22 protein-coding genes are annotated in these 26,443 nt (G+C 37.5%); 11 read left to right on the top strand and 11 right to left on the bottom strand.

Going from position 1 to position 26,443, the window contains the following annotated elements; translation table 11 throughout:
- The first annotated feature begins 301 nt into the window (after positions 1 to 301).
- Together Q0874_RS04630 and Q0874_RS04625 are read left to right on the top strand one after the other, a co-directional pair.
- Positions 302 to 1,510 carry a porin gene (locus tag Q0874_RS04630; protein ID WP_299159953.1) on the top strand — a complete coding sequence of 403 codons (1,209 nt, stop codon included), beginning with the start codon at positions 302 to 304 and terminating at the stop codon, positions 1,508 to 1,510.
- Between the two features lie 73 nt (positions 1,511 to 1,583).
- Complete coding sequence (locus Q0874_RS04625; RefSeq protein WP_299159950.1) at positions 1,584 to 3,875, top strand: inorganic phosphate transporter; 2,292 nt, start codon at positions 1,584 to 1,586, stop codon at positions 3,873 to 3,875.
- 65 nt (positions 3,876 to 3,940) lie between these two features.
- Here Q0874_RS04625 and Q0874_RS04620 read toward each other — a convergent pair whose 3' ends face one another.
- Positions 3,941 to 5,728, bottom strand: a complete 1,788-nt coding sequence (locus tag Q0874_RS04620) for a Na/Pi cotransporter family protein (protein ID WP_299159949.1) — start codon at positions 5,726 to 5,728, stop codon at positions 3,941 to 3,943.
- Positions 5,729 to 5,829: 101 nt separating this feature from the next.
- Here Q0874_RS04620 and Q0874_RS04615 point away from each other — a divergent pair, with 101 nt between their 5' ends.
- From Q0874_RS04615 to Q0874_RS04605, 3 genes are all read left to right on the top strand, one after another.
- Positions 5,830 to 6,555 carry a DUF6503 family protein gene (locus tag Q0874_RS04615; RefSeq protein ID WP_299159946.1) on the top strand — a complete coding sequence of 242 codons (726 nt, stop codon included), beginning with the start codon at positions 5,830 to 5,832 and terminating at the stop codon, positions 6,553 to 6,555.
- A 245-nt stretch (positions 6,556 to 6,800) separates the two neighbouring features.
- Positions 6,801 to 7,307, top strand: a complete 507-nt coding sequence (locus tag Q0874_RS04610) for a nicotinate-nucleotide adenylyltransferase (RefSeq protein ID WP_299159944.1) — start codon at positions 6,801 to 6,803, stop codon at positions 7,305 to 7,307.
- Between the two features lie 227 nt (positions 7,308 to 7,534).
- A complete protein-coding gene (locus Q0874_RS04605; RefSeq protein WP_299159942.1) occupies positions 7,535 to 8,041 on the top strand; it encodes a nicotinate-nucleotide adenylyltransferase in 507 nt (168 codons plus the stop codon).
- A 91-nt stretch (positions 8,042 to 8,132) separates the two neighbouring features.
- On the opposite strand, the gene nadD is transcribed toward Q0874_RS04605, so the two are convergent.
- The 6 genes from nadD to Q0874_RS04575 form a co-directional block, all read right to left on the bottom strand.
- Positions 8,133 to 8,717 carry a nicotinate (nicotinamide) nucleotide adenylyltransferase gene (nadD, locus tag Q0874_RS04600; protein WP_299159940.1) on the bottom strand — a complete coding sequence of 195 codons (585 nt, stop codon included), beginning with the start codon at positions 8,715 to 8,717 and terminating at the stop codon, positions 8,133 to 8,135.
- A gap of 81 nt (positions 8,718 to 8,798) precedes the next feature.
- Positions 8,799 to 9,380 carry a guanylate kinase gene (gene gmk, locus Q0874_RS04595; RefSeq protein ID WP_299159938.1) on the bottom strand — a complete coding sequence of 194 codons (582 nt, stop codon included), beginning with the start codon at positions 9,378 to 9,380 and terminating at the stop codon, positions 8,799 to 8,801.
- On the bottom strand, positions 9,380 to 10,237 hold the full coding sequence (locus tag Q0874_RS04590; RefSeq protein WP_299159936.1) for a YicC/YloC family endoribonuclease: 858 nt from the start codon (positions 10,235 to 10,237) through the stop codon (positions 9,380 to 9,382). The genes gmk and Q0874_RS04590 overlap by 1 nt, the downstream gene beginning before the upstream one ends.
- Before the next feature lie 68 nt (positions 10,238 to 10,305).
- Positions 10,306 to 11,118, bottom strand: coding sequence for a DUF1080 domain-containing protein (locus Q0874_RS04585; RefSeq protein ID WP_299159933.1), 813 nt, complete (start codon positions 11,116 to 11,118; stop codon positions 10,306 to 10,308).
- A 2-nt stretch (positions 11,119 to 11,120) separates the two neighbouring features.
- A complete protein-coding gene (locus Q0874_RS04580; RefSeq protein ID WP_299159930.1) occupies positions 11,121 to 11,885 on the bottom strand; it encodes a DUF1080 domain-containing protein in 765 nt (254 codons plus the stop codon).
- Positions 11,886 to 11,896: 11 nt separating this feature from the next.
- Complete coding sequence (locus Q0874_RS04575) at positions 11,897 to 12,949, bottom strand: sugar phosphate isomerase/epimerase (protein ID WP_299159927.1); 1,053 nt, start codon at positions 12,947 to 12,949, stop codon at positions 11,897 to 11,899.
- 150 nt (positions 12,950 to 13,099) lie between these two features.
- Between Q0874_RS04575 and Q0874_RS04570 the strand changes: the two genes are divergently transcribed.
- From Q0874_RS04570 to Q0874_RS04560, 3 genes are all read left to right on the top strand, one after another.
- On the top strand, positions 13,100 to 14,803 hold the full coding sequence (locus Q0874_RS04570; protein ID WP_299159924.1) for a GMC oxidoreductase: 1,704 nt from the start codon (positions 13,100 to 13,102) through the stop codon (positions 14,801 to 14,803).
- A gap of 18 nt (positions 14,804 to 14,821) precedes the next feature.
- On the top strand, positions 14,822 to 15,286 hold the full coding sequence (locus Q0874_RS04565; RefSeq protein ID WP_299159921.1) for an ASCH domain-containing protein: 465 nt from the start codon (positions 14,822 to 14,824) through the stop codon (positions 15,284 to 15,286).
- Between the two features lie 67 nt (positions 15,287 to 15,353).
- The gene (locus tag Q0874_RS04560) at positions 15,354 to 18,566 is read left to right on the top strand and encodes a glycoside hydrolase family 2 TIM barrel-domain containing protein (RefSeq protein WP_299159919.1); all 3,213 of its coding nucleotides are present in this window, start codon (positions 15,354 to 15,356) and stop codon (positions 18,564 to 18,566) included.
- Between the two features lie 68 nt (positions 18,567 to 18,634).
- Here Q0874_RS04560 and Q0874_RS04555 read toward each other — a convergent pair whose 3' ends face one another.
- The 4 genes from Q0874_RS04555 to Q0874_RS04540 form a co-directional block, all read right to left on the bottom strand.
- Positions 18,635 to 19,771 (bottom strand): Gfo/Idh/MocA family oxidoreductase, encoded by a 1,137-nt coding sequence (locus Q0874_RS04555; RefSeq protein WP_299159916.1) that lies wholly within the window; start codon positions 19,769 to 19,771, stop codon positions 18,635 to 18,637.
- 128 nt (positions 19,772 to 19,899) lie between these two features.
- A complete protein-coding gene (locus Q0874_RS04550) occupies positions 19,900 to 21,129 on the bottom strand; it encodes a nucleoside permease (protein WP_299159914.1) in 1,230 nt (409 codons plus the stop codon).
- Positions 21,130 to 21,140: 11 nt separating this feature from the next.
- Positions 21,141 to 21,584 (bottom strand): DinB family protein, encoded by a 444-nt coding sequence (locus Q0874_RS04545; RefSeq protein WP_299159912.1) that lies wholly within the window; start codon positions 21,582 to 21,584, stop codon positions 21,141 to 21,143.
- 16 nt (positions 21,585 to 21,600) lie between these two features.
- Positions 21,601 to 22,605, bottom strand: coding sequence for a sugar phosphate isomerase/epimerase (locus Q0874_RS04540; protein WP_299159910.1), 1,005 nt, complete (start codon positions 22,603 to 22,605; stop codon positions 21,601 to 21,603).
- 236 nt (positions 22,606 to 22,841) lie between these two features.
- Between Q0874_RS04540 and Q0874_RS04535 the strand changes: the two genes are divergently transcribed.
- The 3 genes from Q0874_RS04535 to Q0874_RS04525 are packed head-to-tail and all read left to right on the top strand — an operon-like array spanning position 22,842 to position 26,137.
- A complete protein-coding gene (locus Q0874_RS04535) occupies positions 22,842 to 24,560 on the top strand; it encodes a GMC oxidoreductase (protein ID WP_299159908.1) in 1,719 nt (572 codons plus the stop codon).
- Positions 24,560 to 25,207: a gluconate 2-dehydrogenase subunit 3 family protein gene (locus Q0874_RS04530; protein ID WP_299159906.1), complete on the top strand. Its 648-nt coding sequence runs from the start codon at positions 24,560 to 24,562 to the stop codon at positions 25,205 to 25,207. The genes Q0874_RS04535 and Q0874_RS04530 overlap by 1 nt, the downstream gene beginning before the upstream one ends.
- Positions 25,208 to 25,216: 9 nt before the next feature.
- Entirely contained in the window at positions 25,217 to 26,137 is a 921-nt protein-coding gene (locus Q0874_RS04525; RefSeq protein WP_299159904.1) for a TIM barrel protein, read from the top strand.
- Positions 26,138 to 26,443 lie beyond the last annotated feature (306 nt).

The raw sequence follows: 26,443 nt of genomic DNA, 5'->3' as shown, positions 1-26,443 counted from the left end.
TACATTAAAAACGATAAGTAATGATTTATAGTATTTTACATACTTTCATTTTCAATTGACTTTAATGATTATTTAATCTTTACATTACATATACATCATAACTTTTCTTGAGATTTGTTGCTGTGTTTAAACACAACTATTAGCAATTTCATATTGAATATTAGTTTTTGTCGACTATCATTTATGAATTCTAATGACTGCCTTTGGCCAAGGCAGTTTTTTTGTTCTATAAATTAATGTTGCGTTAACGTTGTATTAACAACTATGTTGGTTCTTTGTCTCAGACAAAAACTAATAACTCATGAAGGCTAAGCTTCTAACACTGGCATTTATTTTAACTTTTTTTTCTTCTGTAATTTCACAGGAAACCAATTCACCAGGAGTCTTTGGCAAAGGAATATTTAATTTGATGGGAAAGGATAGCACCTGGAGCATGAAGATTGCTGCGCGTATGCAATTATTAGGCACGGCTGCATGGGAAAAAGAACCAGATGGTGGTTTAGTAGATCCCGCTTCTAATATGCTTGTTCGTCGGGCTCGTCTTAAATTCGATGGATTTGTACTTTCTCCCAGACTGAAATATAAAATTGAATTAGGGTTGTCTAACAGAGATCAGGCAGGGCAATCCGAGTTTACACGAAATTCCCCGAGAATGATAATGGATGCTGTAATCATGTGGAATTTCTATGGAAATTTTGTTTTATGGGCAGGGCAGACAAAATTACCTGGCAATATTGAGCGGGTTATTTCTTCTGGAAATATGCAATTAGTGGATCGTTCCATATTAAACGCTGCCTATAATATAGATCGCGATATCGGGTTACAATTAAGACATCATTTTAATCTTACAGATAAATTCTTGGTAAGAGAGAAAATTGCATTTTCGCAGGGAGAAGGGAGGAATGTGGTTCTTGGAAATTTAGGGGGCCATCAATATACCGGACGTCTGGAACTTTTGCCTTTTGGGAAATTCAAAAATAAAGGTGATTACTTTGGCAGTGATCTTGAAAGGGAAGAAAAGCCTAAATTAATGTTGTCAGCTACTTATGATATTAATTCTAATGCGGTAAGAACCCGAAGTAACCTGGGTGATTATATGTTCAATGATGTAGGTCTTTATGAAACTACAATAGAAACACTTTTTGTGGATGCCATGTTCAAATACAGAGGTTTCTCGTTTATGGGCGAATATGCAAACAGGACTGCCGATGACCCTGTAGCTAAAAATTCTGATGGCACCGAGACTGGAGATATTGTTAGGGTTGGTACTGGTTTAAACCTTGCAACCGGGTATGTATTTAAAAGTAATTGGGCTTTGGCTGTAAGATATTCTAATGTAACCCCCGATCTGGAAATTACAGGTAACAACAAATCAGATCAATATACATTTGGTGTTTCTAAATTTATAGTAGGTCATAAATTGAAAGTACAAACGGATGTCAGTTTTTTAGATATTCTGGGAGAAACAGACGTTTTACTATACAGATTACAAATGGATCTCCATTTTTGACATAAAAATAACCTTTAGGTAATATATTAAAAATGCATACTTTAGATATTTACAAATTAATCCTCTTTGTATAATGGATAATATTTATTTTATAATGCTAATAGCACTGGCTACTCTTGCCATTGCAGATTTGGTAGTAGGCGTAAGTAATGACGCAGTAAATTTTTTAAATTCTGCTGTTGGTTCTAAAGCAATATCTTTTAGAACAATTATGATAGTGGCCAGTTTGGGTATTGCCTGTGGGGCAATTTTTTCCAGTGGGATGATGGAAGTTGCCAGAAAAGGGATCTTCAACCCGGGAGAATTTTACTTTGATGAGATTATGTTCATTTTCATGGCCGTAATGATTACGGATATCCTGTTATTGGATTTCTTTAATACTCTTGGGATGCCCACATCTACAACGGTATCTATTGTGTTTGAATTATTGGGTGCTGCAGTAGCCATGTCTTTAATTAAAATTGGTGCCGATGGTGGGAGTTTCTCAGAAGTAGTGAATTATATAAACACTTCAAAGGCGTTTCAGATAATCATGGGAATTTTACTGTCTGTAGTGGTAGCATTTTCAATAGGAGCTATTGTACAATGGATATCCCGTATTTTATTGTCATATGATTTTGAAAAAAAATCGAAGTGGGTAGGTGCTCTTTTTGGTGGTGTGGCATTATCTGCAATCACCTATTTTATATTTATGAAGGGCATTAAAGGAACTCCTTATGCCGGTGAAAGTTACGATTTAATTGGAGGGGTAAACATTAGCACCTTTTTGGAAAATCAGGTATTACCCATTGTTCTGGTCAGTTTTGTATTCTGGTCTTTATTGTCATATATATTGGTAAAACTTACTAAAACTAATATATATAAATTGATTATTGGGGTAGGTACGTTTGCCTTGGCTCTGGCCTTTGCAGGAAATGATCTTGTAAACTTTATTGGTGTCCCTATTGCAGCATATCAGTCTTATGAGGCGTGGACAGTTTCTGGTGTGGCCGCCACAGAATTTAGTATGGATGTATTGGCCACAAAAGTGCCTACACCAACAATATTACTGTTCATTTCAGGTATGGTTATGGTAGCCACATTATGGTTTTCAAAAAAAGCGCGATATGTAGCAGATACTGAGATTAATTTGGCAAGAGAGGGAGATGCTAAAGAACGTTTTAAACCAAATAACTTGTCTAGAGGTTTAGTAAGGCTTTCAATTTTAGCATCCAGATATACTGAAACGGTATTGCCAAATTCCCTACTTGAAAGAATTAACAGGCAATTTAAAAAACCTACACTTGCCCTGGCCAAAGGAAAAATACATGAATATGCAGCTTTTGATATGGTTAGAGCTGCTGTAAATCTTATGGTAGCTGGTATACTGATTTCAATTGCAACCTCTTATAAATTACCTTTATCTACAACCTATGTTACGTTTATGGTTGCTATGGGAACTTCACTGGCTGATCGTGCCTGGGGCAGCGAAAGTGCCGTTTATAGGGTGGCCGGTGTATTGAATGTGATTGGTGGTTGGTTTGCAACTGCAATTGTTGCATTCCTTGCTGCAGGTATTATTTTAGCTATTATTAGTTTCGGGAAAGGAGCTGCAATTGCGGTATTGCTATTTGTTGCTATTTTATTGTTGGCAAGAAATTACATTTCCTATAACCGGAAAGCCAAGGCTATACGTGCCGAGGATATGTTAATTAGATCAGAAAGTACTTCCATACAGGGTGTAATAGAAGAAAGTGCTCATAATATTTCTAAAGTACTTAAAAGGAGTAGTAAACTGTATAGAAATAGTATAGACGGTTTGGCGAAGCAAGACCTGGATACACTTAAAAAGAATAAGAAAAATGTTGTAAAATTATCGGATGAAATAGATGATTTAAGAGACAATTTATTTTACTTTATTAAAAATCTTGATGATAGTAGTATAGAGGCAAGTAATTTTTATATAAATATTTTGGGCTATTTAACGGATATTGCACAATCTCTTGAATACATTACAAAAATTACCCATAAGCATGTCAACAATAATCACAAAAAATTAAAGTATAATCAGGTTAAAGAACTTACCGAAATAAATCAAGAAATGGAATCCCTTCTTGGCCGTTCCAAACAGGCGTTTGATAATCGTTCTTTTGAAGAAATTGGAAGGATTTTACAACAAAAGGAAGAATTATTTAAAATGGTTTCTCTTAAAGTTGAAAAACAAGTACAAAGAACCCGTTCGGAAGAATCTAGTCCAAAAAACACGACCTTATATTTTTCACTTCTGTTAGAAACGAAGGATTTGATGACGGCGACTATTAATTTACTGGAACTATATTATGATATGCACGATCGCAGTGTTGATCTTGCAAGAACAACAGATTAGCATCACTTTTAATAGCAAAGTACACACCTAATTTTAGTCCCTTGAGGTCTGGTTTAAGGTAGATTTTACTTTGCTGGCACTAAGATGTCCTTCTCGTTTTTATCCATAGCCTTTGTTTCATCAAAAGTTGTGCTAGAACGGCCATAAAGTATGTCGGCAACGTCGATAAGTTCTTTTATTAGACTGTTAAGGTTGTCAGTGTCATTCACAAGAGAAGAAGCCATATCGGTTGTTATTAAGTCTTTTCTAATTAAACGGTCAATTTCCAGATTGCTCTTATGTATACTCTCCTTAGCTTGTTGCCTTAGTAACATGAGTTTTTGATGATGTTGTTCTTTTTCCTTTTCAGTACGGAACAAATAAATAACCCGTAATACCTTAACTATTTTTTGTCTAAACTTATCATAGGCATTTTTAATATATTTATTATCAGAAGCTAAATATTTCGAAACATTATTTCCCAAATCAAGGACATTGCGAATTATTTCAACCATTTTCCTATTAGCCACTTTTAGTTCCATTATTTGATTGTTTTGGTCATCATTTAACTTAAGGTTACTTTGCGCTTGTACTGCAAACTTTATGATTTCCCCATAAATAGTTTTTACTTTTCTTAAATACAATGCCCGAACATCCGTTTTAAAATCCTTTGTCGATTTTTTGACTACAGTTTTCGGTTTAATATCTGATATGATATCTTCCCGGTGAATATTTAATGCATGAGCCACAATTTCAAAAATGGCATTTTTATATAAATATTTGGTTTCTTTTATTATGGAAGCAATTGCGGTTTCCGGATACTTTAACATTTCCTTGTCTAAATATTTGGGTACTTCTATTGCCATATCCGGGGCTACAACTTCAGGTACTATTTTTTCAACTAATCGGGAGATGGGCTTAATAAACCAAACCAAAATGAATGTATTCAGGATATTAAAAACCGTGTGGAATAATGAAATAGCGACTGGTATAGCTGCGGCACTTACAAAAGGAGATGGAGACCCCAATTCCTGCACTGTCCAACTTATCATCCTTAAAAATGGATAAAACAAAGCCAGCATCCAGATTACACCCAAAATATTAAAAATAAGATGGGCTCTTGCTGTCCTTTTTGCCTGGAAATTGGCCACAATGGCCGCAATATTGGCCGTAATAGTGGTGCCAATATTCTCTCCCAATACCATAGCGGCAGCTAACTCAAATGGAATCCAGCCCTGTGCTGTCATTATTAAGGTCAGTGCCATAGTAGCACTGGAAGACTGAATGATCAGGGTGAGAATTGTGCCAATTAATAAAAAAAGAAGCACAGACCAAAACCCGGCATTAGTGTACTGCTTGAGAAATTCAAGAATTTGCGGATTATCATCAATATTGGGCATAGCATCTTTTAAAAATTGTAATCCTATAAACAGAATTGCAAATCCTATGATAAATCCTCCCCAATTTTTTGTATTCTCTTTCTCTGAAAACGTAAATATAAAGCCAAAGCCAACCAAAGGGAGGGCTATAGAGCTCATACTCACCTTAAATCCCAAAAGCGTAATCAGCCATGCGGTAATGGTAGTACCTATATTAGCACCCATGATTACACTTATGGCTTCAGGCAAGGTTAGTAAAGATGCATTTGAAAAGCTTACCACCATAAGTGTTGTTGCAGAGGAAGATTGTATTACAGATGTAATAAGAAAGCCGGTTGCTATACCTAAAAACCGGTTAGAAGTCATGGTTGCAAGAATAGACCGCATTTTATTCCCTGCCAGCCTTAACAAGGCATCGCTCATTACTTTCATCCCAAAGAGAAATAACCCCAGGGAGCCGATCAATTGTAAAATATCTGTAAAGCCGTATTCCATGTATCTACTTTAGTCTATTTTTTAAATTTAAGTAAACAAATAGCTAATTCTAAGTAAATTTAAGATATTGTAATTCCTTGTAATAAGAAAATAATCAAATCATGACAAAAGCTTTCTTACTGTTATTTTGCGTTTGGAGTACTACCATCCTTTTTGGGCAGGACCTTTCACCTAATCAATTGCTCAACAAAGCGATAGCCTATCACGATCCGCAAGGAAATTGGGTGGATTTTAAAGGGCAACTATTCATTACCATGGAGACTCCTAATAGTAGTGATAGGTTAAGTGAGATAACCATTGATCTTCCTCAGCAATATTTTAAGTTAGTTACTAATAAAGACAACATAATTACAGAGCAAATTATAAATAAGGGGAATTGTAAACTTCTGCTCAATGGTTCTGAAACAGTTTCTGAGGATGAAATTGCGAAACATCGATTAACATGCGACCGGACCCAAACCATGAGAAACTATTACACCTATTTATACGGGCTGCCAATGAAGTTAAAAAATCCGGGAACCTTGTTAGATAGAAAAGTATATCAGAAAACATTTAAGGGCAAAATTTATGATGTGCTTAAGGTTACCTATGATGAAGCTGTAGGAAACGATACCTGGTACTTTTATTTTGATCCCGCAACTTATGCCCTAGAGGTTTATCAGTTTTACCACGATGAAGAAAAAAATGATGGTGAATACATAATTCTTAATGGTCTGGAGGAAATTAACGGGATTAAAATGCCAAAAATAAGGGCATGGTACTACAATAAAGATGACAAATATTTAGGTACGGATACACTTACCAAAACGTCTGGGTTAAAAGACTAAGAAGCATTCCTGATCCGTTCATCAAAAAATAAATACCCTTTTAACAATGGCTGCCTAAATATTAAAATTACCACTAAAGAAGTTCAGATTAGTGGTGGCTTAATGAATAATATCTGCCCTACTAACCTGTTGGGCCCTCTTATTTGAACTGACCAAGATCATTTCGTTAGAATATTTCTTTTTATACTTTTAACCTAAGTTACGCTACAAAGCGTAAAATTTATCAACATCTAAAATCTGGAATTATGAAAAAATTTATTCTTAGTTTATTGGCTATTGGCCTGGTTAGCCAGGTATATTCACAAATTACCAAAGTGGAAGAACTATCTGAAGTTGTAGTTACAGCTGTGAATTACAAATACCTAAATCAAACAGATAATAAAGAGGCCGCAGTTCCTGTTCAAATGCTGCAACGTAAAGTTGCCGCTTATGACGTAACCACTAAAGACTATTATCAGGATGATTATGACTACTATACCGTGGAATTCTATATTCCCGACGGCAAAATAGTAGCCGCTTATGATGCTGACGGCAAGATTTTAAGAACTATTGAAAAATTCAAAGACATTAAATTACCAAGCGCTGTTACTAAAGCATTGTTAGAGCGTTTCCCAAACTGGGATGTAGTAAGCGATGTTTATCGCGTTACTTATACAGATAAAATGGGCGCCAAAAAACATTATAAGCTCAAATTACAGAATGGGGAAAGAACAATGAAGGTTAAGATGAACGAAGATGGCGAATTTCTTTAGGAAGCAGTTTAACTTAATCCGATTGGAGTTACCATAGTCAGGTAGCTTCAAGACTAAATTAAAAAGGTTCTGTCCGACGACTAGCGGCAGAACCTTTAAATTTTTAAAATTTGATTATTTGCCTGAAGCTCAACTGATCCAAATCATTTCAGGAAACTTTGAAGGAAGATATCTTTGTGCTATTAACGCCAGAAAGAGGCTATATATTAACTTTAAAACGTAATACCATGAAAAAAATTTGTATCGGTTTATTGGCTTTTGGGATAGCCAGCCTGACATATTCTCAAGAGATCAAAGTAGAGGAACTATCCGAAGTTGTTATTGAGGCTGTAAATTATAAGTATTTAAGTACAACAGATAACAAAGAAGCTCCGGTGCCTGTTAAAATGTTGGAACGCAAAGCGGCAGCCTATGATGTAACAACAAAGGATTTTTATCAGGATAATTATGACTATTATACTGTTTCATTTGTGATTCCTGATGGCAAATTAGTCGCTGCTTATGGTCCCGATGGTAAAATTTTAAGAACCATTGAAAAATACAACGATGTTCCATTACCAGATGAAGTACGTAAAGCATTACAGGACAGATTCCCAAGCTGGGAGATTGTCAAGGATGTATATCGAATAAGGTATGAGGATAGAGAAGGCGCCAAAAAGAACTTTAAGATTAAATTGGTAAATGGGGATAAAACAATGAGAGTAATGATGAGCGAGAACGGAGAATTTCTTTAATATCCGTCCTTAATTGATGACAAAATTTTACCCCTGATGTTGCTACTTTGCAGGGCCTGGTATAATTTATACCAGGCCCTTTTTTTGACTATCATCTATAAAAATTCATTTCATCTAAATAATTCCAGACTGCATCAGGCAGCATTGCCCTGATATTTTTACCCAGCTTATGCTGTTTTCGTATAAAAGTGGATGAGATTTCCATAATAGGAGCATTTACCCAATGCACTCTTGGATGTCCCCTAAATTGGTGATCCGAAGAACCATTAGAAATTCGCGGATATACATAGATGTCATGATTTTCCAATATCACCTCATAATTCTTCCACTTATGGAATCCTTTCAGATTATCCTCGCCCATTATGAGGCAAAATTGGTAGTCTTTACCATACTTCTCTCCTAAATGAACCAAAGTATTTATAGTATAATTTGGTTGTGGTAAATCAAATTCAATTTGGCTTGCCTTAAGTTTGGGATAATCCTTGACAGCTTCAAACACCATTTGATAGCGATGGGTATTATCCAGTAACGTCTTTTTTACCTTAAACGGACTCTGCGGAGTAATCACGAACCACACTTCATCCAAATCAGAAAACTCTACCAAAAAATTGGCAATTACCAAATGTCCGATATGAATAGGGTTGAATGTCCCGAAATATAGACCAATTTTTTTCATAAAGAATTGCTATATCCTATACCCATTATAATATTTCAATAGAATTTGTCTCAGACTTCATAACGCCCCTCTGCTTTAGGGCTATTTTTTCTTCACTCCAATAAAATTTGCAACCAACTCATGCGCCTCATCAAGTGCGGTATCCAAATCGTAGTTTTTAATTACTTTATCAAATTGCGGAGCAGTAGCCAATTCCACAGAAGCTTTTGCAATACGCATATTAATTTTATCATCACTTTCAGTACTTCGCTTTTTTAGTCTGATTTTTAGTTCGTCCACACTTGGTGGTTTTACAAATACTGCCAGCGTCTTATTGGGATATTTTTTTTTGATCCGCAAGCCACCTGCAACATCAATGTCAAATATTACATTCTTTCCCTCTGACCACAAACGCTCAACTTCACTTTTTAAAGTCCCATAAAAATTATCTCTGTATACTTCTTCCCATTCCAAAAAATCATCATTTTTTATATGTCGCTTAAATTCATTAATTGACATAAAATAATAATTTACCCCATGTTTTTCTTTCCCTCTTCTTGGTCTTGAAGTGGCGGAAACCGAAAATGCCAGATTTAGCTCCTCCTGCTTCAATAAATGTTCTACTATTGTTGTTTTACCGCTTCCCGAGGGAGCCGCAAAAATAATAAGTTTACCTCCTTTCATTAAAGTACATTGAGCATTTGTTCCTTAACTTTTTCCAACTCGTCCTTCATTTGTACAACTAACTGCTGCATCGGGGCATAATTGGCCTTAGATCCTATAGTATTGATTTCTCGTCCAATTTCCTGACTGATAAAACCCAGTTTTTTACCATTGGAGTCGGCAGATTTCATGGTCTCAATAAAATAATCCAAATGGTTATCCAATCGCACTTTCTCTTCAGTAATATCATATTTTTCCAGGTAATAAATCAGTTCCTGTTCAAATCGGTTAGCGTCAACTTCGGCCTTTAAATCTGCTACGGCCTTTTCTAATCGCTCGCGAATTGTGGCCAACCTATCCGGATCCATTAGAATGACGTTTTTTAACAGGTTCTTAATGGAAGATATTCTCTCTATAAAATCCTTTTCAAGTACTACACCTTCTTCGGTTCGAAAATCATTTATCTCTTTTAAAGCATTCTCCAAGGTATCCTGTATGATCTTAAATTCAGACTCATCAATATCCTCCCTATCGGTTTTAAGAGCATCCGGTAATCTTAGTGCCATTTCCATTAGCCTTATGTCTTCCCCATCTGCGATTGACTTAAGCTGTTCCATATATTGTCTAAGCACTCCCTCATTTACTACTGATGAAGTTTCGTTTCCGGTCATTTCCACATATAAACCAAAATCTATTTTTCCTCTGATCAACGAGCTTGCAATAGTCTTTCTCAGCTGCAATTCTTTTTCCCGATAGGCCGAAGGCATACGGGCATTGATATCCAGGCTTTTACTGTTTAGGGATTTTAATTCGATGGTGATCTTTTTAGATGGAAGCTGTACCGTATGCTTCCCGAACCCTGTCATGGATTGGATCATAAATTGTCTTTAATTTTCGTAAAGGTACTAAAATCTCAAAGTGAATTTTTGACCCCCGGGGAATTTTGCTATAATTCCCTAATCCATATATTTCTAAAGCTAACACGGCTATTATCACCATGATCCTGAAGCATCAAAGGTCCTTTGCCATGAGGTGGGTTTTTCGGCCATCCTATATAAGGAGTAGTTCCTTTAATTTCCACATGATCTTGTACGAGTACTCCATTGTGGATTACGGTTATATTACCTGATTTTATTTTACCCCCTTCTGAATTGAACTCAGGTGCGTGATAAATAATATCATAGGTATTCCATTCTCCGGTAGGCACCGAAGCTTTCGCTAACGGAACGTGCTGTTTGTAAATAGAAGCCACCTGGCCATTTACATAGGTGTCATTATCAATATTATCTAAAACCTGAACTTCATACAGACCTGATAAAAATATTCCGCTATTTCCCCTATTCTGGCCATCCCTTTGCACCTCCGCAGGAGACCTCCATTCAATATGTAACTGTACGTCCCCAAATTTCTGTTTGGTCTGTATATTACCTGCTAAATCTTTTACTGTCATACTACCATCATCATTCAGATGCCAAACCACGGAAGAACTATCATTTACCATCTCCCATTTTTCAAAATCGCTGCCATCAAAAAGAACAATAGCATCGCTTGGCGCACCGTTATTTCCTGTTGGGTTTACTATGGGTGGAACGGGTTCATAGAATTCCGTCTGTTCAGGTTCTGTAGGTTCTTCCCCCATGTATTCCTTATAAACTATTACCTCATCAGAAGTGTCTTCATGAAGCATGGGCGTATCCTGAGATCCCTGTTTACAACCTATTATCAAAAGTATAACTGATAGCAAATAGTATCGATTCATGGTTACAGTTCTTTTATCTTAATATTTCTATATCCTATACTTATCACTTCGCCATGATCCTGCAATGCGATCTTCCCCGTTTGGTATTTTCCAAAATCCTCCCAGTCCGCAAATTTAGAATTAGCCACCATGGTATCCCATCCTTCCCCGGTGACCGGGAACTCCACGATTTTTGTTCCATTGAGTACTACAATCCCTTCATTGGTCTTATGATTAATTGTAATCTCATAAGTATTCCACTCTCCAATGGGTTTAACAACATCCTCAGATGGTGCAATCATATCGTAAAGAGCGCCTGCCTGGTGCGTTGTTCCGTTTTTGGCATCGGGGTGATTTATGTTATCTAAAACTTGAATTTCAGGTCCTGTATAATATGGTTCCAAGTGTTTAGGATCTTCAAAAACCCCCCACATAATACCACTGTTTGCTCCTTCTGTAACCATCCATTCTATCGATAGTACAAAATCTGTATATTCTTTATCCGTCACCAGATTAAACCTGTTGCCATCTGTTCTGGCTTCATCTGTGCGTAACCTCATAGCACCATCTTCCAATTTCCATGCATCAGGCACTTCCTTTCCAGGATAAACATGCCATCCATCAAAGGACGTCCCGTCAAAAAGGACAGTCCATTCGTTTTCTTCACCAGCGTTCATCGTGGATTCTATATTAGATGAGACGGTATTTTCCGCGTCCTGATTCTTTGATTTTTCCTTACAACCAATTAAAAGGCCGGCAAACAACATAATACTCAGTATATTTCTCATAGTTGTATTGTTTAGATTCCCAGGATTTTTTTGAGTATTTCTTTATCAATGGTACCTCCGGCAAAATCATCGAATGTTTTTTCGGTAGCTTCAATGATATGATCCTGTATAAAGATAGCTCCTTCACGGGCTCCTTGTTCCGGGCTTTTAATACAGCATTCCCATTCCATCACTGCCCACACATCACAACCGTATTGGGTTAACTTTGAGAAAATAGTTTTGAAATCGATCTGTCCGTCTCCAAGGGAACGGTACCGGCCTGCACGGTCGCCCCAGTCATTATAGCCGCCAAAAGCTCCTTTTTTGCCTGTGGGGTTAAATTCAGAATCCTTAACATGAAAAGATTTAATAAACTCATGATAATGGTCTATATAAGCAATGTAATCTAATTGTTGTAACACAAAATGGCTGGGGTCATAAAGTATGTTTACCCGCTTATGATTTCCTGTTGCCTTCAGGAACCTCTCAAATGTATCTCCGTCGTGGAGATCTTCTCCAGGATGAATTTCATAACATACATCAACCCCTTCCTCATCATAATGATTCAATATTGGCAGCCATCTTTTTGCCAGTTCTTCAAAGCCCATTTCTACCAATCCGGGTGGCCTCTGAGGCCATGGATGCCATGTGTGCCATAATAACGCTCCGGAAAATGTGGCATGAGCACTTATTCCCAATCTTCTGCTTGCTGTAGCGGCTTTTTTAACAACATCTATTGCCCATTCTGTACGCGCTTTCGGATTGTTTTTTACAGCATCAGGAGCAAAATTATCAAACATAAGGTCATAAGCCGGGTTAACAGCCACCAGCTGCCCTTGCAAGTGCGTAGATAGTTCAGTGATCTCTAATCCGTACGAGTTAATGGTCCCCTTTAATTCATCGCAATAGGTCTGACTTTCAGCTGCCTTGTCCAAATCAATTAAAAAGTTTTCCCAAGTGGGTATTTGAATCCCTTTATACCCTAAGTCAGATGCCCATTTGCACATGCCATCAAGCGAATTAAACGGGGCTTTACTATCTACGAATTGGGCTAAAAAAACGGCGGGTCCTTTAATTGTTTTCATGATACGGTTCTGCTTAGTTAATCAAATTTGTATTTTGTTACGTTTTAAGAATTAAATCCTATATTTAATGGGTAAAAATTCAACTTTTATTTCTTCACTTGGGAAGTGTTAAATATAGCAATTACATCAGAATTAAAATAACAATACAGCATGAATCAGAAGGAGAAATATGACGCCATAGTTGTAGGCACCGGAATAAGTGGTGGATGGGCTGCCAAGGAATTATGTGAAAATGGGCTGAAAACCCTGGTTCTCGAACGAGGACCTATGGTAAAGCATATTGAAGATTATCCTACAATGAATATGGATACATGGGATCTTCCTAACAACAATGAACTATCCAGAGAAGACCAGAAAAAATACCACAAGCAACGAAGGGTAAATTGGGCGCCTAAAGAAGATGTAAAGCATTTTTTTGTGAACGATTTGGAGCACCCTTATGTAGAGACAAAACGTTTTGACTGGATTCGTGGTTACCATGTAGGAGGACGATCATTAACATGGGGCCGTCAGAGTTACCGATGGAGTGATCTTGACTTCGAAGCCAACCTAAAAGAAAACATTGGGGTAGACTGGCCAGTGCGTTATAAGGATATCGCTCCATGGTATGATAAGGTGGAAGAATATATAGGGGTTAGTGGAGAAAAACTGGGTTTAAGACATCTGCCTGATGGTAAATTTCATCCCCCGATGGATCTTATGTGCCCGGAAGAGGACTTAAAAAATGTATTATCTGAGAAGTTCGATGATGGCCGATTACTTACTATAGGGCGTGTAGCAAATATTACAGATAAAGAAGGTAATATAGAAGGAAGAACGCCTTGTCAGTATAGAAACAGATGTTGGCGCGGATGTCCTTTCGGAGGATATTTCAGCAGTAATTCTTCTACACTTCCCGCAGCAGAGCGAACTGGAAACATGACATTGCGGCCAAATTCCATTGTTCATGAAATTATTTACGACGATAATACCAAAAAAGCCACAGGAGTCCGGGTTATAGACAGAGAAACTCATGAAAATTTTGAATTTGAAGCAAAGGTGATATTCTTATGTGCCTCCTCAATGGCCTCTGTGGGAATCCTTCTGCAATCCAAATCAGAACGTTTTCCCAATGGTATAGGTAATGATCATGACCAATTGGGTAGAAATATAATGGACCATCACTATCAACTAGGTGCTTCTGCAAGAGTAGAAGGGCATCTTGATAAATATTATAAGGGAAGACGTCCTAATGGGTTTTACATCCCCCGATTTGTAAATTTAAATGCAAAGACTTCAAAGAAAGAATACTTGAGGGGCTTCGGATACCAGGGCGGGGCCAGTAGAGAGGATTGGACCGCTTCAGTAGCAGAACTCGGTTATGGAAAAAACTTAAAAGAGGCTGTATTAAAACCAGGAAGCTGGCAAATTGGTGCTACAGGATTTGGTGAAATGCTCCCCTATCATGACAACAGAGTTACCCTGAGTACTACCGAAAAAGACCAATGGGGACTACCGCAATTAGACTTTGATGTTGAATTTAAAGAAAATGAATATAAAATGCGGGAAGATATTATCAAACAGATTACAGAAATGTTTACCGCTGCAGGATTCAAAGATATAAAACCCTATGACAGAACTACCGGACCCGGTCTTGGCATTCATGAAATGGGTGGGGCACGAATGGGAAGGGATTCCAGGACTTCTGTGTTAAACAAAAATAATCAGGTTCATGACGTGCCTAATATTTATGTGACAGATGGCGCGTTTATGACATCTGCCAGCTGTGTTAATCCATCTCTTACTTATATGGCTTTTACCTCCAGAGCAGCCCATCATGCCGCTAAAGAGATTAATGCAGGAAAATTTTCCTAAATCAAAAGTGGATATTGTATGAAAAATGCATCAGCTAGAAATTTGTGGGGAGACTATTTAGATAATCACCTTGAGTACGCTTTTTCACATGAGCCCAAAGTAACACAAATTGGTGAAAATGAAAAAGAAGTAAAAGAAACGCTTAATTTAATCTTGTCAGGAAAAAAAAGAGCCACTTCTCATTCCTTACTAGGACTTCAATATAGAAAGGAACCGCTTCCCAGGATTGGAGATTTTACAGTACTAACAGATTGGAAAGGAGATGCCAAATGTATTTTAAGAACGGTGGCTGTGCGTCTTAAACCATTCTTTAGCATTAGGGAATCTTATTCTAAAATTGAAGGTGAAGGGGATTTGTCCCTAGCATACTGGAAAACGAAACACTGGGATCAGTATACCCGAGAACTAGAAGCATTTGGAAGAGTCCCAAGAGAAAGTATGATCATTGTATGTGAGTATTTTGAAAAGGTATTTGAAAGATAGACAACTATGTCTTTCTTCTTAAAAGTTTGTTCATCTTGGAGAATCCATTTTTTAAACGAATACCGTCATGCATATTTTAGTATCCTATAATAAAATTTTTAGGTTTTCTGCAATTCTAATTGGTCACTTTCTTTTTCTGGCTACAAACGCCCAAGCCCCAAAATGGGAGAATCCTGAATGGGAGAATCCTGAAATATTTCAAATTAATCGAGAAGCACCAACAGCTTCTTTTTACAGGTATGAAACCGTTAAAAACGCACTAGAAAATGAAAGTTGGAAGAACTCTCCCTTGTATCAATCTTTAAATGGAAATTGGAATTTCAACTATGTTGAAAGTGTCCCGGAAAGACCTGTTGATTTTTTCAATTCTGATTTTGATACTTCCGGCTGGGATAAAATATCTGTTCCCTCTAACTGGGAACTAGAAGGATTGGGCATTCCTATATATACCAATATAGTTTATCCGTTCCCCAAAAACCCTCCTTTTATTCCCCATGATGAAAATCCCGTAGGAAGCTACAAACGCAATTTTGAAATTCCCGAAAATTGGAATGGAAAAAACATATATCTACACTTTGAGGGTATAAGTGGTGCTGCATACGTCTGGATAAATGGAAAAAAAGTTGGTTATAGTGAAGGTAGTAAAACACCTGCTGAATTTGATATTACGCAATATCTTCAAAAGGGGAAAAATTCGCTGGCTGTCCAGGTTTTACGCTGGTCTGACGCCAGTTATATGGAAGATCAAGATTTTTGGCGTCTCAGCGGTATAGACCGAAATGTTTACCTATATGCCACTAATAAAACAACCCTTAAAGACTATAGGGCCATAGCGGATTTAGAAAATAACTATACCGATGGTAAGCTCAAACTTAATTTACAAATCAATACTTCTGACCAAAAAGCTAAAGGATATCAAATACAGGTAAAGTTATTGGATGGTGATACCGAAATCTATGCAGAAACCAAAAAAATTGACCTTACAAAAGGGAACAATACACTAAACTTTGAAAAGAAGATACCAAACATAAAAACCTGGAATGCTGAAAAACCCTACCTCTACACCTTATTATTTGCGGTCAAAAATAAAAAAGGAATGGTTACCGAAGCTATAACTTCAAAAATAGGTTTCCGAAAAGTGGAAATCAAAAACAACCAATTTTTGGTCAATGGGCAACCTGTACTAATCAAAGGGGTAAACTTACACGATCATGATGAAGAATCCGGACATGTTATTAGTGAAGAACTAACACTAAAAGACATGGAAGTGATGAAACGCACTAATATAAACGCGATTCGTTGTAGTCACTATCCCAAGAACGCATTCTTTTATAGGATGGCAGATAAATATGGCTTTTATATTGTAGATGAAGCCAATATAGAAATTCATGGAATGGGTACAACCAATCAAGGCCTTGATAAAAACGAAGCGGCCAAAAAAATTCACCCGGGCTATAGACCGGAATGGAAAGCCATGCACCTGGACCGTACTATTCGCATGTTCGAACGTGATAAAAACTATACTTCCATTGTTACCTGGTCCTTAGGAAATGAAGCGGGTAATGGTCAAAACCTTGAGGCCACTTACGCTTGGTTAAAAGCGCATGACGCCACAAGGCCTGTGCAATATGAAGGAGCAACAATGTATGCGAATTCTGATATACAGGCACCTATGTACGCCACTATAGAAGCAAGCATAGCCTATGCGGAAAACAATCCAAAACGTCCCTTTATACAATGTGAATATGCACATGCCATGGGGAATAGCGTTGGCAACTTGCAGGATTATTGGGATGCTATAGAAAAGTATGATGTATTACAAGGCGGATTTATTTGGGATTGGGTAGATCAAGGTCTCAAAACCAAAAATGAAGAAGGCGTTGAATTTTACGCTTTTGGTGGAGATCTTGGTGGACAAGATCTTCAAAACGACGATAATTTTTGCTTAAACGGAATCGTAAATCCTGATCGGTCTGCACATCCTTCCTTATATGAAGTGAAAAAAGTATACCAATACGTAAAATTTGATTCAGAAAATCCAAAAACGGGCAAAATTACCCTTACAAATAAATATGATTTTACAAATCTCTCAGAATACAATTTTTCTTGGAGGTTGATGGAAAATGGAATTCAGATAGCGAGTGGGAACATACCTGAGGTAGAAGTAGCTCCCTATGCATCAAAAGAATTACAACTAGAATTACCTGAACTTAAAAACAAAAACGCAGAATATTTTTTAAACATTTTTGCAACCACCAAAACAGCTTCTGCTTTAATCCCTGAGCATTTTTTAATAGCCTATGAACAATTTCAATTAACCGAATACAAACCCGCTATTTTTGAGAATTCTATAGAAGGAATATCTGTAAGAAAAGAAAATAACACCATCAAAGTCTTGGGAAATGGATTTGAAATTGGGTTCAACAGCAATGATGGCAAACTTGTTACATTAGATTATGGTCAAGGGAACATCATTATAAAAGGACAGCGCGTAAATTTCTGGCGTGCACCGACCGACAATGATTTTGGCTACAATATGCCCTTAAAACTAAAAAAGTGGAAGGAAGCTACTGATAATCAAAATCTAGTCGCTCTAGAGGTGAAATCCAATGGAGAGAAAAAAGTAATGGATGTGGTAAAATTGGCTGAAAACCCTTTTAAGGTCAAAAAAGATTTTCAATTGACCACAACCTATACATTGCCAGCCGTTGAAGGGCAAGTAGCTATAACATATAGCATCAACTACAAAGGGGAAATATTGGTAAAAACTCAGTTAACGGGGATTGATGAAACTCTTCCCATTTTACCACGATTTGGCAATAATTTCGTTATCGATGATGCCTACGAAAATGTAACCTGGTATGGCAGGGGAGCCCATGAAAACTATCAGGACCGTAAAACTTCGGCCTTAGTGGGATTGTACGAGGCAAAAGTTGAAGATTTATATTTTGAATACATTCGTCCACAGGAAAATGGTAATCGCACCGATGTGCGCACACTTTCTTTTACCAATGGTAATGGAAAGGGAATTTTAATTACCGCCCCTACTACTTTTGGGTTTAGCGCACATCACCAATATAATTCCGATTTTGATGAAGGAGAAGAGAAACAGCAACGCCACACATTTGATATTCCGAAACGAGATCTGATCAACATCAATATAGACCAAAGTCAAATGGGAATTGGGGGAGATAATAGTTGGGGGCTAATGCCACATAAAGAGTATCAAATACCTGCAACCAATCTATCGTTCAGTTATATGATACGGCCAATACAATAAAAGGAAAAAATATATTAAAATAAAGAGCCGCTTTGAGCGACTCTTTATTTTTTATAGTGTAGTTATGATTATTCCATATCTACCCAAACATTACCCTCCTTATTAGATTCCACGGTAGCTTCAATAAAATTAAGTCCCCGAACACCGTCTAACATAGTTGGGAATTCGCCGTCATTATAATCTTCTCCACGTATAGCCCTGGCAGCTCCTAAATAAATATTAGCCATGGAATCAAAAATCCCTTCGGGATGTCCTGGCGGTAATTTAGTCCCATCAAGAGATAGCTTAGAATTATATCCATGCCCCGGTTTATATATTTGAGTTGGTTCTGTATCACTCAACATATAGAGAAAATTAGGCCTTTCCTGTTCCCATACAAAAGCAGCCTTCTCACCATAAATTCTAATTGCCAATCCGTTTTCTTCACCTGTGGCCACCTGGCTGCCTCTTATGACACCTTTAATATGTTCTCCCATGCGCAATAATACAGTACCGTCTACATCCATTTGGTTGTCATCATAGAGGTAATTGAAATCGCACAACAAAGATTTTACTCTTAACCCTGTAGTATACTCTATAAGATTAAAAGCATGTACCCCTATGTCTCCCATACAGGAACTTATTCCTGCCTTTTTGGGATCCAGCCTCCATACAGAGGAGCGTTTTTCTTTGTCATGGATTATTGTGTTAATCCATCCCTGATAGTATCTGGCGTCTACTTTATGAATCTTGCCTAAAGCCCCATCCTTGATCATCTCACGCATTTGACGAACCATCGGGTAGCCCGTGTATGTATGCGTTACGGCAAAAACAGTCCCTGCCTTTTTATGAGCCTCCTGTAAAATTTTTGCTTCTGCCAAAGTAGTCGTCATTGGTTTTTCGCAGATCACGTGAAACCCATTGTCCAACAGTTTCTTGGCCATAGGGAAATGCAGGAAATTTGGCGTAAGAACTGAACATACCTGCATTCTTTCTTCTTTAGGCAGCTTTAATTCTTCATCAATAAGGGTGTCAAAATCCTTATAAATCCTATTTGTTGGAACATCAATTTCTTTTGCAAATTCCATGTTCAATTCAAAATCGGGATTAAAAACTCCCCCCACTATTTGGTAATTATCATTTATATGCGAAGCTACTCTGTGCAATACCCCAATGAGGGAATCTCCTCCTCCGCCTATTACTCCTAATCTAATTTTTTTTGCCATTTTATTTTATCATTTTTATTATTCTAATATTCACCTTTTCGTTAAAATCTTTTCAAAATATGCCATTTTCTCATGATTCTTAATCTCTTGTTTGAACCTATATGGTCGGTTCAATTTATGTAAAATATCTAAGATTTATAGGCAATTCTCTCGTTTTTAAATAAGAACGCAAACAATACAGAAACCCCAAGTGCAAATGCCGCAGGAAACATCCAGATCATTTCCCAATTATGTGAGACCTCTTCCAGAATAAAATAATCCGTTATTCTTCCCGCAATCCAGAATCCCATTAACATACCAACTCCATAAGTAGCAAGGGTAATCAATCCCTGGGCTGCACTTTTGTATTTTGGTCCCGCTTTGCTATCCGTATATATCTGGCCCGATACAAAAAAGAAATCATAACAAATGCCATGTAAAGCAATTCCCAGAAGCAGAAGGAATGAAAATTCTCCGGCGCTTCCATAGGCAAAACAGATATAACGCACCATCCAAGCCAACATAGCAACTATCATTGTATTTTTAAAGCCAAACCTCTTAAAAAAGAAAGGCAAAAGAAGCATAAATAGAATCTCTGATATCTGACCTATAGTCATTTTACCTGCCGGGTTTGAGACCCCAATTTCTCCCAGGAATTGTCCTGCATGCTGATAGTAAAAGGCCAAAGGAATACAGATAAATACAGAAGCCAGAAAAAACACTAAAAAATTTCTGTTCTTTAAAAGTTTTAGGGCTTCAAATCCAAAAATATCTGCTATCCTTATTTTTCTTTTCCCTGTTATTGAAGGAGGTGTTTTTGGCAGGGTAAAACTAAAAATTCCCAATACGCCCGATGCTGCTGCAGTCATTAGGAATGTATTTCTAAGATAGCCTTTGGCTAAACCTTCCATAGAATCCCAATGAAAGAAATAACTAATAGCTAAACCAGCGACTATCCAACCTGCGGTTCCAAAAACGCGAACAAAGGAGAACTGTTTTGCCGGGTTATCCATCTGATTAAAGGAAACCGAATTAACCAGTGCCAAGGTTGGCATATACAATATCATGTAACCTAAAATATAAGGGTAAAATCCATTAAAACTTGTTGCATAAGCCAACTGCACCATTAAAATTGCCCCAATAAGATGTAATACTCCCAAAATCCTTTCTGCATTAAAATAACGGTCTGCGATGAGTCCGATAATAAACGGAGCAATAATTGCTCCCCAGGATTGTGTAGAATAAGCCATGGCGATTTCAGGGTCGCTTGCATCCAAACTATTAGGTAAATAAATACCCATAGTAACATACCAGCTACCCCAAATAAAAAACTCCAAGAACATCATTATTGAAAGTTGAACCTGAATCTTTTTATTCATGAATTTTTCCGCTAGCGTTTATAAAAAATATAGTCTAATGAAAGAGGTTCCAGTTCATTCTCCCTAAAATTCATAGCTATTTGGGACCTGTGATGTGTAGAATGGTTTATAATATGAAATAATATATCCTGTAAAGTACTTGTGAAAAGCCTTCCTTCTTCATTATCAAAGTCTATCCTTATTTCAAAATCTGTAGCATTCGTGGTTATTTCAAAAGAACTTCTTTGGTTTTCATAATGAATATCCCCCCAATTTTTAATAGGGTGAATCTGCCAAACTTTATAATCAGCAGGTTTCCCAAGAATTCTTGCATTCCATAAATTGTGGGCATTAAGGATATGGCTGAATAACAATATACTTTTCTCCGGTACCTTATCGAGTTTAATGCACTCCTCGATAAGCTTTTTATTGCAATAAAAATTGTAATCAAAGAGCTGATTAAAAAAAACTTTCATAGGTCATGATGCGTGGTTAGGTAACTTCTTTAGATGCTTTGAGCAATAAGTCTCTTGTGGCTATAATCCCTTCTTCTTCAGATAATTCACTTCCTTCGTATTCAACACCAATATAGCCCGTATAACCCGCATCCTTAACAATTTGTAGCATATGAACATAGTCTATTTCTGTCTCATTTCCATTTGCATCAAAATTGTGTGATTTCGCACTAACTGCTTTGGCGTGCACCATGAGTTCTTTTACGCCTTTATAAATATCGTAATTCTCTGCGCAGCCTGCAGAATAATCTTTTGGATCTTTTCTTTTTATACAGAAATTACCAAAATCAGGTAAGGTGCCACAATTTGACATGTTTACCTGGGTCATCACATCAGAGAGCATAGCAGCATTCGATGAAAGTCCTCCGTGATTTTCCACAAGTATATTTATATTTTTCGTTTTTGCATATGTGGAAAGCTGGGAAAGGCCGTCAATTGAATTGGCTTTCCATTCAATTGGATCGGAACTCCCCGAAAGATTCACTCTAATTGAGTGACAACCCATAGACGCGGCAGCATCAACCCATTTATAGTGATTTTCAACTGCTTTTTTACGTTCTTTAGAATCGGAAATTGCCAGATCTCCTTGTCCATCAATCATGATCAAGACATTCTTTAATCCGTGTTTTTCAGCTTCGGCGTTAGATTTATCTACAAAAGATTGCATGGCTTCCTTTGAATAATTGGCGGGCTCCAACTCTTTGTTATATAGCTGACTTACATACTCCAGTCCTTTAAATCCCCAATTCCTGGCTTTTTCAGCAAAGGTATAAGGATCAACACCATCATTATTGATCATATTGTGAATAGACCATTGTGCCAGGGATAATTTAAAAAAGGGGGCCATGGACATAAGCGCATCTTTTTCAACATTTTCTTCTTCTTTTACAACTTTCTTTTCGTCCTTGCAGGAATAAATTCCAAGCAAAGAAAAACCTATCCCTGCCTGGGTGCTATTTCTAATGAATTTTCTTCTTTTCATAAATCTGATTCTGTAAAATAGTTCGTATACTTTTAAAACCTTAGGTAACTATATTTTCTCATTCGAAATATCACTGGAATTGGCTTTAAAATGTTATTCAACCTTTATAAAATAAAGCTTTTTTATATTCTCAGTTTACATTTCATTTTAATGAAGACTCCATAAGTTAATATGACTTTAAATGTAGAAAATTAATTTTATATTTGATACTTTTAGCAAGTAAACAATAGTACTACATGGGTAAATTTTATTACAATGAAGAACAGGACTTGTATGATGCGATTGTTGTAGGTACTGGTATTAGTGGTGGTTGGGCAGCAAAAGAATTGTGTGAGAAAGGATTAAAGACACTTGTTCTGGAACGAGGGCGAATGGTAAAGCATCGTGAAGATTATCCCACGGCAAATATGGATACCTGGGACTTTCCTAATAATGGGGAAATGCCCCCGAAAGAAGTAGCCAAACAATCAAAACAAGCGCGTACAGGCTACACCGTAAGAGCACAACATAATTTTTGGTTCGTCAATGACCTGGAACATCCCTATAATGAAACAAAACGATTCGACTGGATGCGCGGTTACCACGTGGGTGGGAGATCATTGCTTTGGGGGCGCCATAGCTACCGTTGGAGCGATCTGGATTTTGAAGCCAATAAAATGGATGGCATAGCTGTTGACTGGCCGGTCCGATATAAGGATATAGCACCCTGGTATAGCAAAGTTGAAACTTATATTGGGGTGACAGGGGAAAGTTTAGGGCTTCCACAATTACCAGACAGTGAGTTTGAGCCTATGATGGAACTAAACTGTATTGAACAACATGTCCGTGAAAAGGTAGCCGATAATTTTGGGGGGCGCGTTATCACCGCTGGCCGAGTGGCCCATATTAACAGTGCTAAACAGTTTGACGGGGATGGGAGAACCCGGTGTCAATTTAGAAACAGATGTATACGGGGATGCCCTTTTGGCGCATATTTCAGCAGTAACTCCTCTACCTTACCGGCAGCAGAAGCCACCGGAAATATGACCCTGAGACCCGATTCTATTGTTCATGAGGTTATGTACGATCCCGATACCAAAAAAGCAACCGGAGTAAAAGTAATAGACAGGGTTACCAAAGAAACCTTTGAATTTAAAGCAAAGGTGATATTCCTTTGTGCCTCTGCTATAGCTTCTACATCAATATTGATGCAATCAAAATCGGATCGGTTCCCCAACGGAATGGGTAATGATTCAGATCAGTTAGGCAGAAATATTATGGATCATCATCTGGGGGTAGGCGCCGCGGGAAAATATGACGGTTATGAAGACAAATTTTATAAGGGAAGAAAACCTAATGGAATCTATGTGCCGCGCTTCCGGAATATTGGCGGAGATACTAATATGAAAGAGTTTATACGCGGATATGGATATCAGGGAAGTGGCAGCAGGGGTAATTGGGAAGATGCCGTTTCTGAATTATCACATGGAAAAGACCTTAAAGAGGCTATCTTAAAACCAGGTGGCTGGACCTTTGGGATGGGCGGTTTTGGTGAAGTATTGCCCTATGAAGATAACCGGATGACATTAGATTATGACAAATTAGATGGTTGGGGATTACCAACAGTAACATTTGATGCTGAGTTTAAAGAAAACGAGTGGAAGATGCGGGAAGATATGAAAGAACAGGCGTATGAAATGCTGAAAAAATCCGGACTCCGAGACGTTGAAGCTTATGACAGGCCAGGAGCCCTTGGTTTAGGCATTCACGAAATGGGCACTGCACGGATGGGAAGAGATCCTAAAACCTCTGTCCTTAATGGATACAATCAGGTACATGAAGTCAAAAATGTATATGTGACAGATGGGGCATTTATGACCTCAGCAGCCTGCGTAAACCCCTCGTTGACCTATATGGCATTCACGGCTCGTGCTGCAGCCCATGCTGCTGAACAACTTAAAAAAGGATTATTATAATGGATAGAAGAGTAGCGTTAAAAAATATGGGGCTTGCCCTAGGATATACTATAGCCACCCCAACATTATTAAGCCTTGTTCAAGGATGTAATGATGTAAATACAATTGACTGGAAACCTGATTTTTTTACCAAAGAGGAGGGCAATATAATTTACAAGCTAGTAGATATTATCCTCCCTAAAACAGATACGCCTTCGGCCACTGAAGTGAACGTTCATGTATTCATAGATCGTTTTACGAACGAGGTTATGGAAGATGGACAGCAAGCCATGGTCAAAGTGTCTTTTGAACAATTCATTGAAACGGCTTTACAGGATTCCGGCAAAAAGAAAGCAGATGATTTAACTTCTGAAGACCTGGAACCCGTCTTAGCAGCTGCCCTGCAAGTTAGCGAAGAAGATGACATAAAGAATGCGGAACTAACTATTAAAAATACTTCGGCAATTGCTAAAGGAGAAAATGAGGCGTTGGCTGATGAGGTAGTCAGTTATTCCTTTGCAAAGAATCTCCGCGATATGACAATTTGGGGATACAAAACTTCAGAATATGTTGGAGAGGAAGTGCTCGCATACCTGCCGGTTCCCGGAGAATATATCGGTTGTGGTGATCTTAATGAACTCACAGGGGGTAAAGACTGGTCCTTATAATTAATTTAATTGAAAAGAAGAAGTTTTATAACAAAATCAGCTTGCAGTGCAAGCGCCCTGTCCCTGACTGGGTTTTCTGCCTTGGGCTCTATTTCTAAAACACCTTTAAAGCATTCCTTTCATCTGAAATATGCACCTCACCTTGGTATGTTTAAACATAGTGCTGGTGAAAACCCAATAGCTCAACTTAATTTCATGGCAGACCAGGGCTTTACTGCTTTTGAGGACAATGGAATGATGGAGCGTTCCGTTGCTTTACAGGAAGAAATGGCAAAGACCATGGCCGCCCGGAGCATTGAAATGGGTGTTTTTGTAGCACATAAAATCTATTGGACTGAACCAAATCTGGCATCCGGAGAAACGGAGAAACGGGAAGAGTTTTTAGACTATATGAAGAAAGCCATTATTGTAGCCAAGCGTGTAAACGCGAAATGGATGACTGTTGTGCCCGGACATTTAGACTTAGGCTTATCTATGGGATACCAAACCGCTCATGTTATTGAATCCCTGAAACAAGCCAGTGCTTTATTAGAACCACATAATTTAACTATGGTACTGGAACCCCTAAACTTCCGAAACCATCCCGGATTATTTCTTACAGGTTCTTCTCAGGCCTATGAAATTTGTAAGGCGGTTAATTCTCCTTCATGCAAAATACTTTTTGACATTTATCATCAACAAATCCAGGAAGGTAACCTAATTCCGAATATTGAGGCCTGCTGGGAGGAAATTGCATATTTTCAAATTGGGGATAACCCTGGTAGAAATGAACCTACCACGGGTGAAATAAATTATAAAAATGTTTTTAAGTTCATTCATGAAAAAGGGTATAATGGGGTTATGGGGATGGAACACGGAAATTCCCGACCAGATCAAGAAGGTGAACTAGCTGTAATAAATGCCTATAAAACGGTGGATGCTTTTATTTAATCTTTCCTGCTTTTTTTGTTATTTCTATGAATTGTATATCTGGAGTACGTCTCTTTATTAAAATGAATATGCGAATTGTTTGTTTTTAGGGAGTCAAATTGTTGATTTTAACATTTTTTATATGTTTTTTTTACAATTTGGTAATCTGAATATGAATTTGATGCGTATATTATATTGTTGGAAGTTTTATTTTATCCCGAGCAATGGACAATTATTTTATTCTTTTATTGATTTACACAGCGATGATTATTATTTCGTATAACGTTGTGAGACCTATTTTCAAAAAATAGAACAAAAGCCCTATTA

The sequence above is a fragment of the uncultured Eudoraea sp. genome (genome assembly GCF_947490415.1).
Classification (GTDB): domain Bacteria; phylum Bacteroidota; class Bacteroidia; order Flavobacteriales; family Flavobacteriaceae; genus Eudoraea.
Note: the sequence above shows the minus strand (reverse complement) of the source record. Positions and strands in the feature narration are given on the sequence as shown.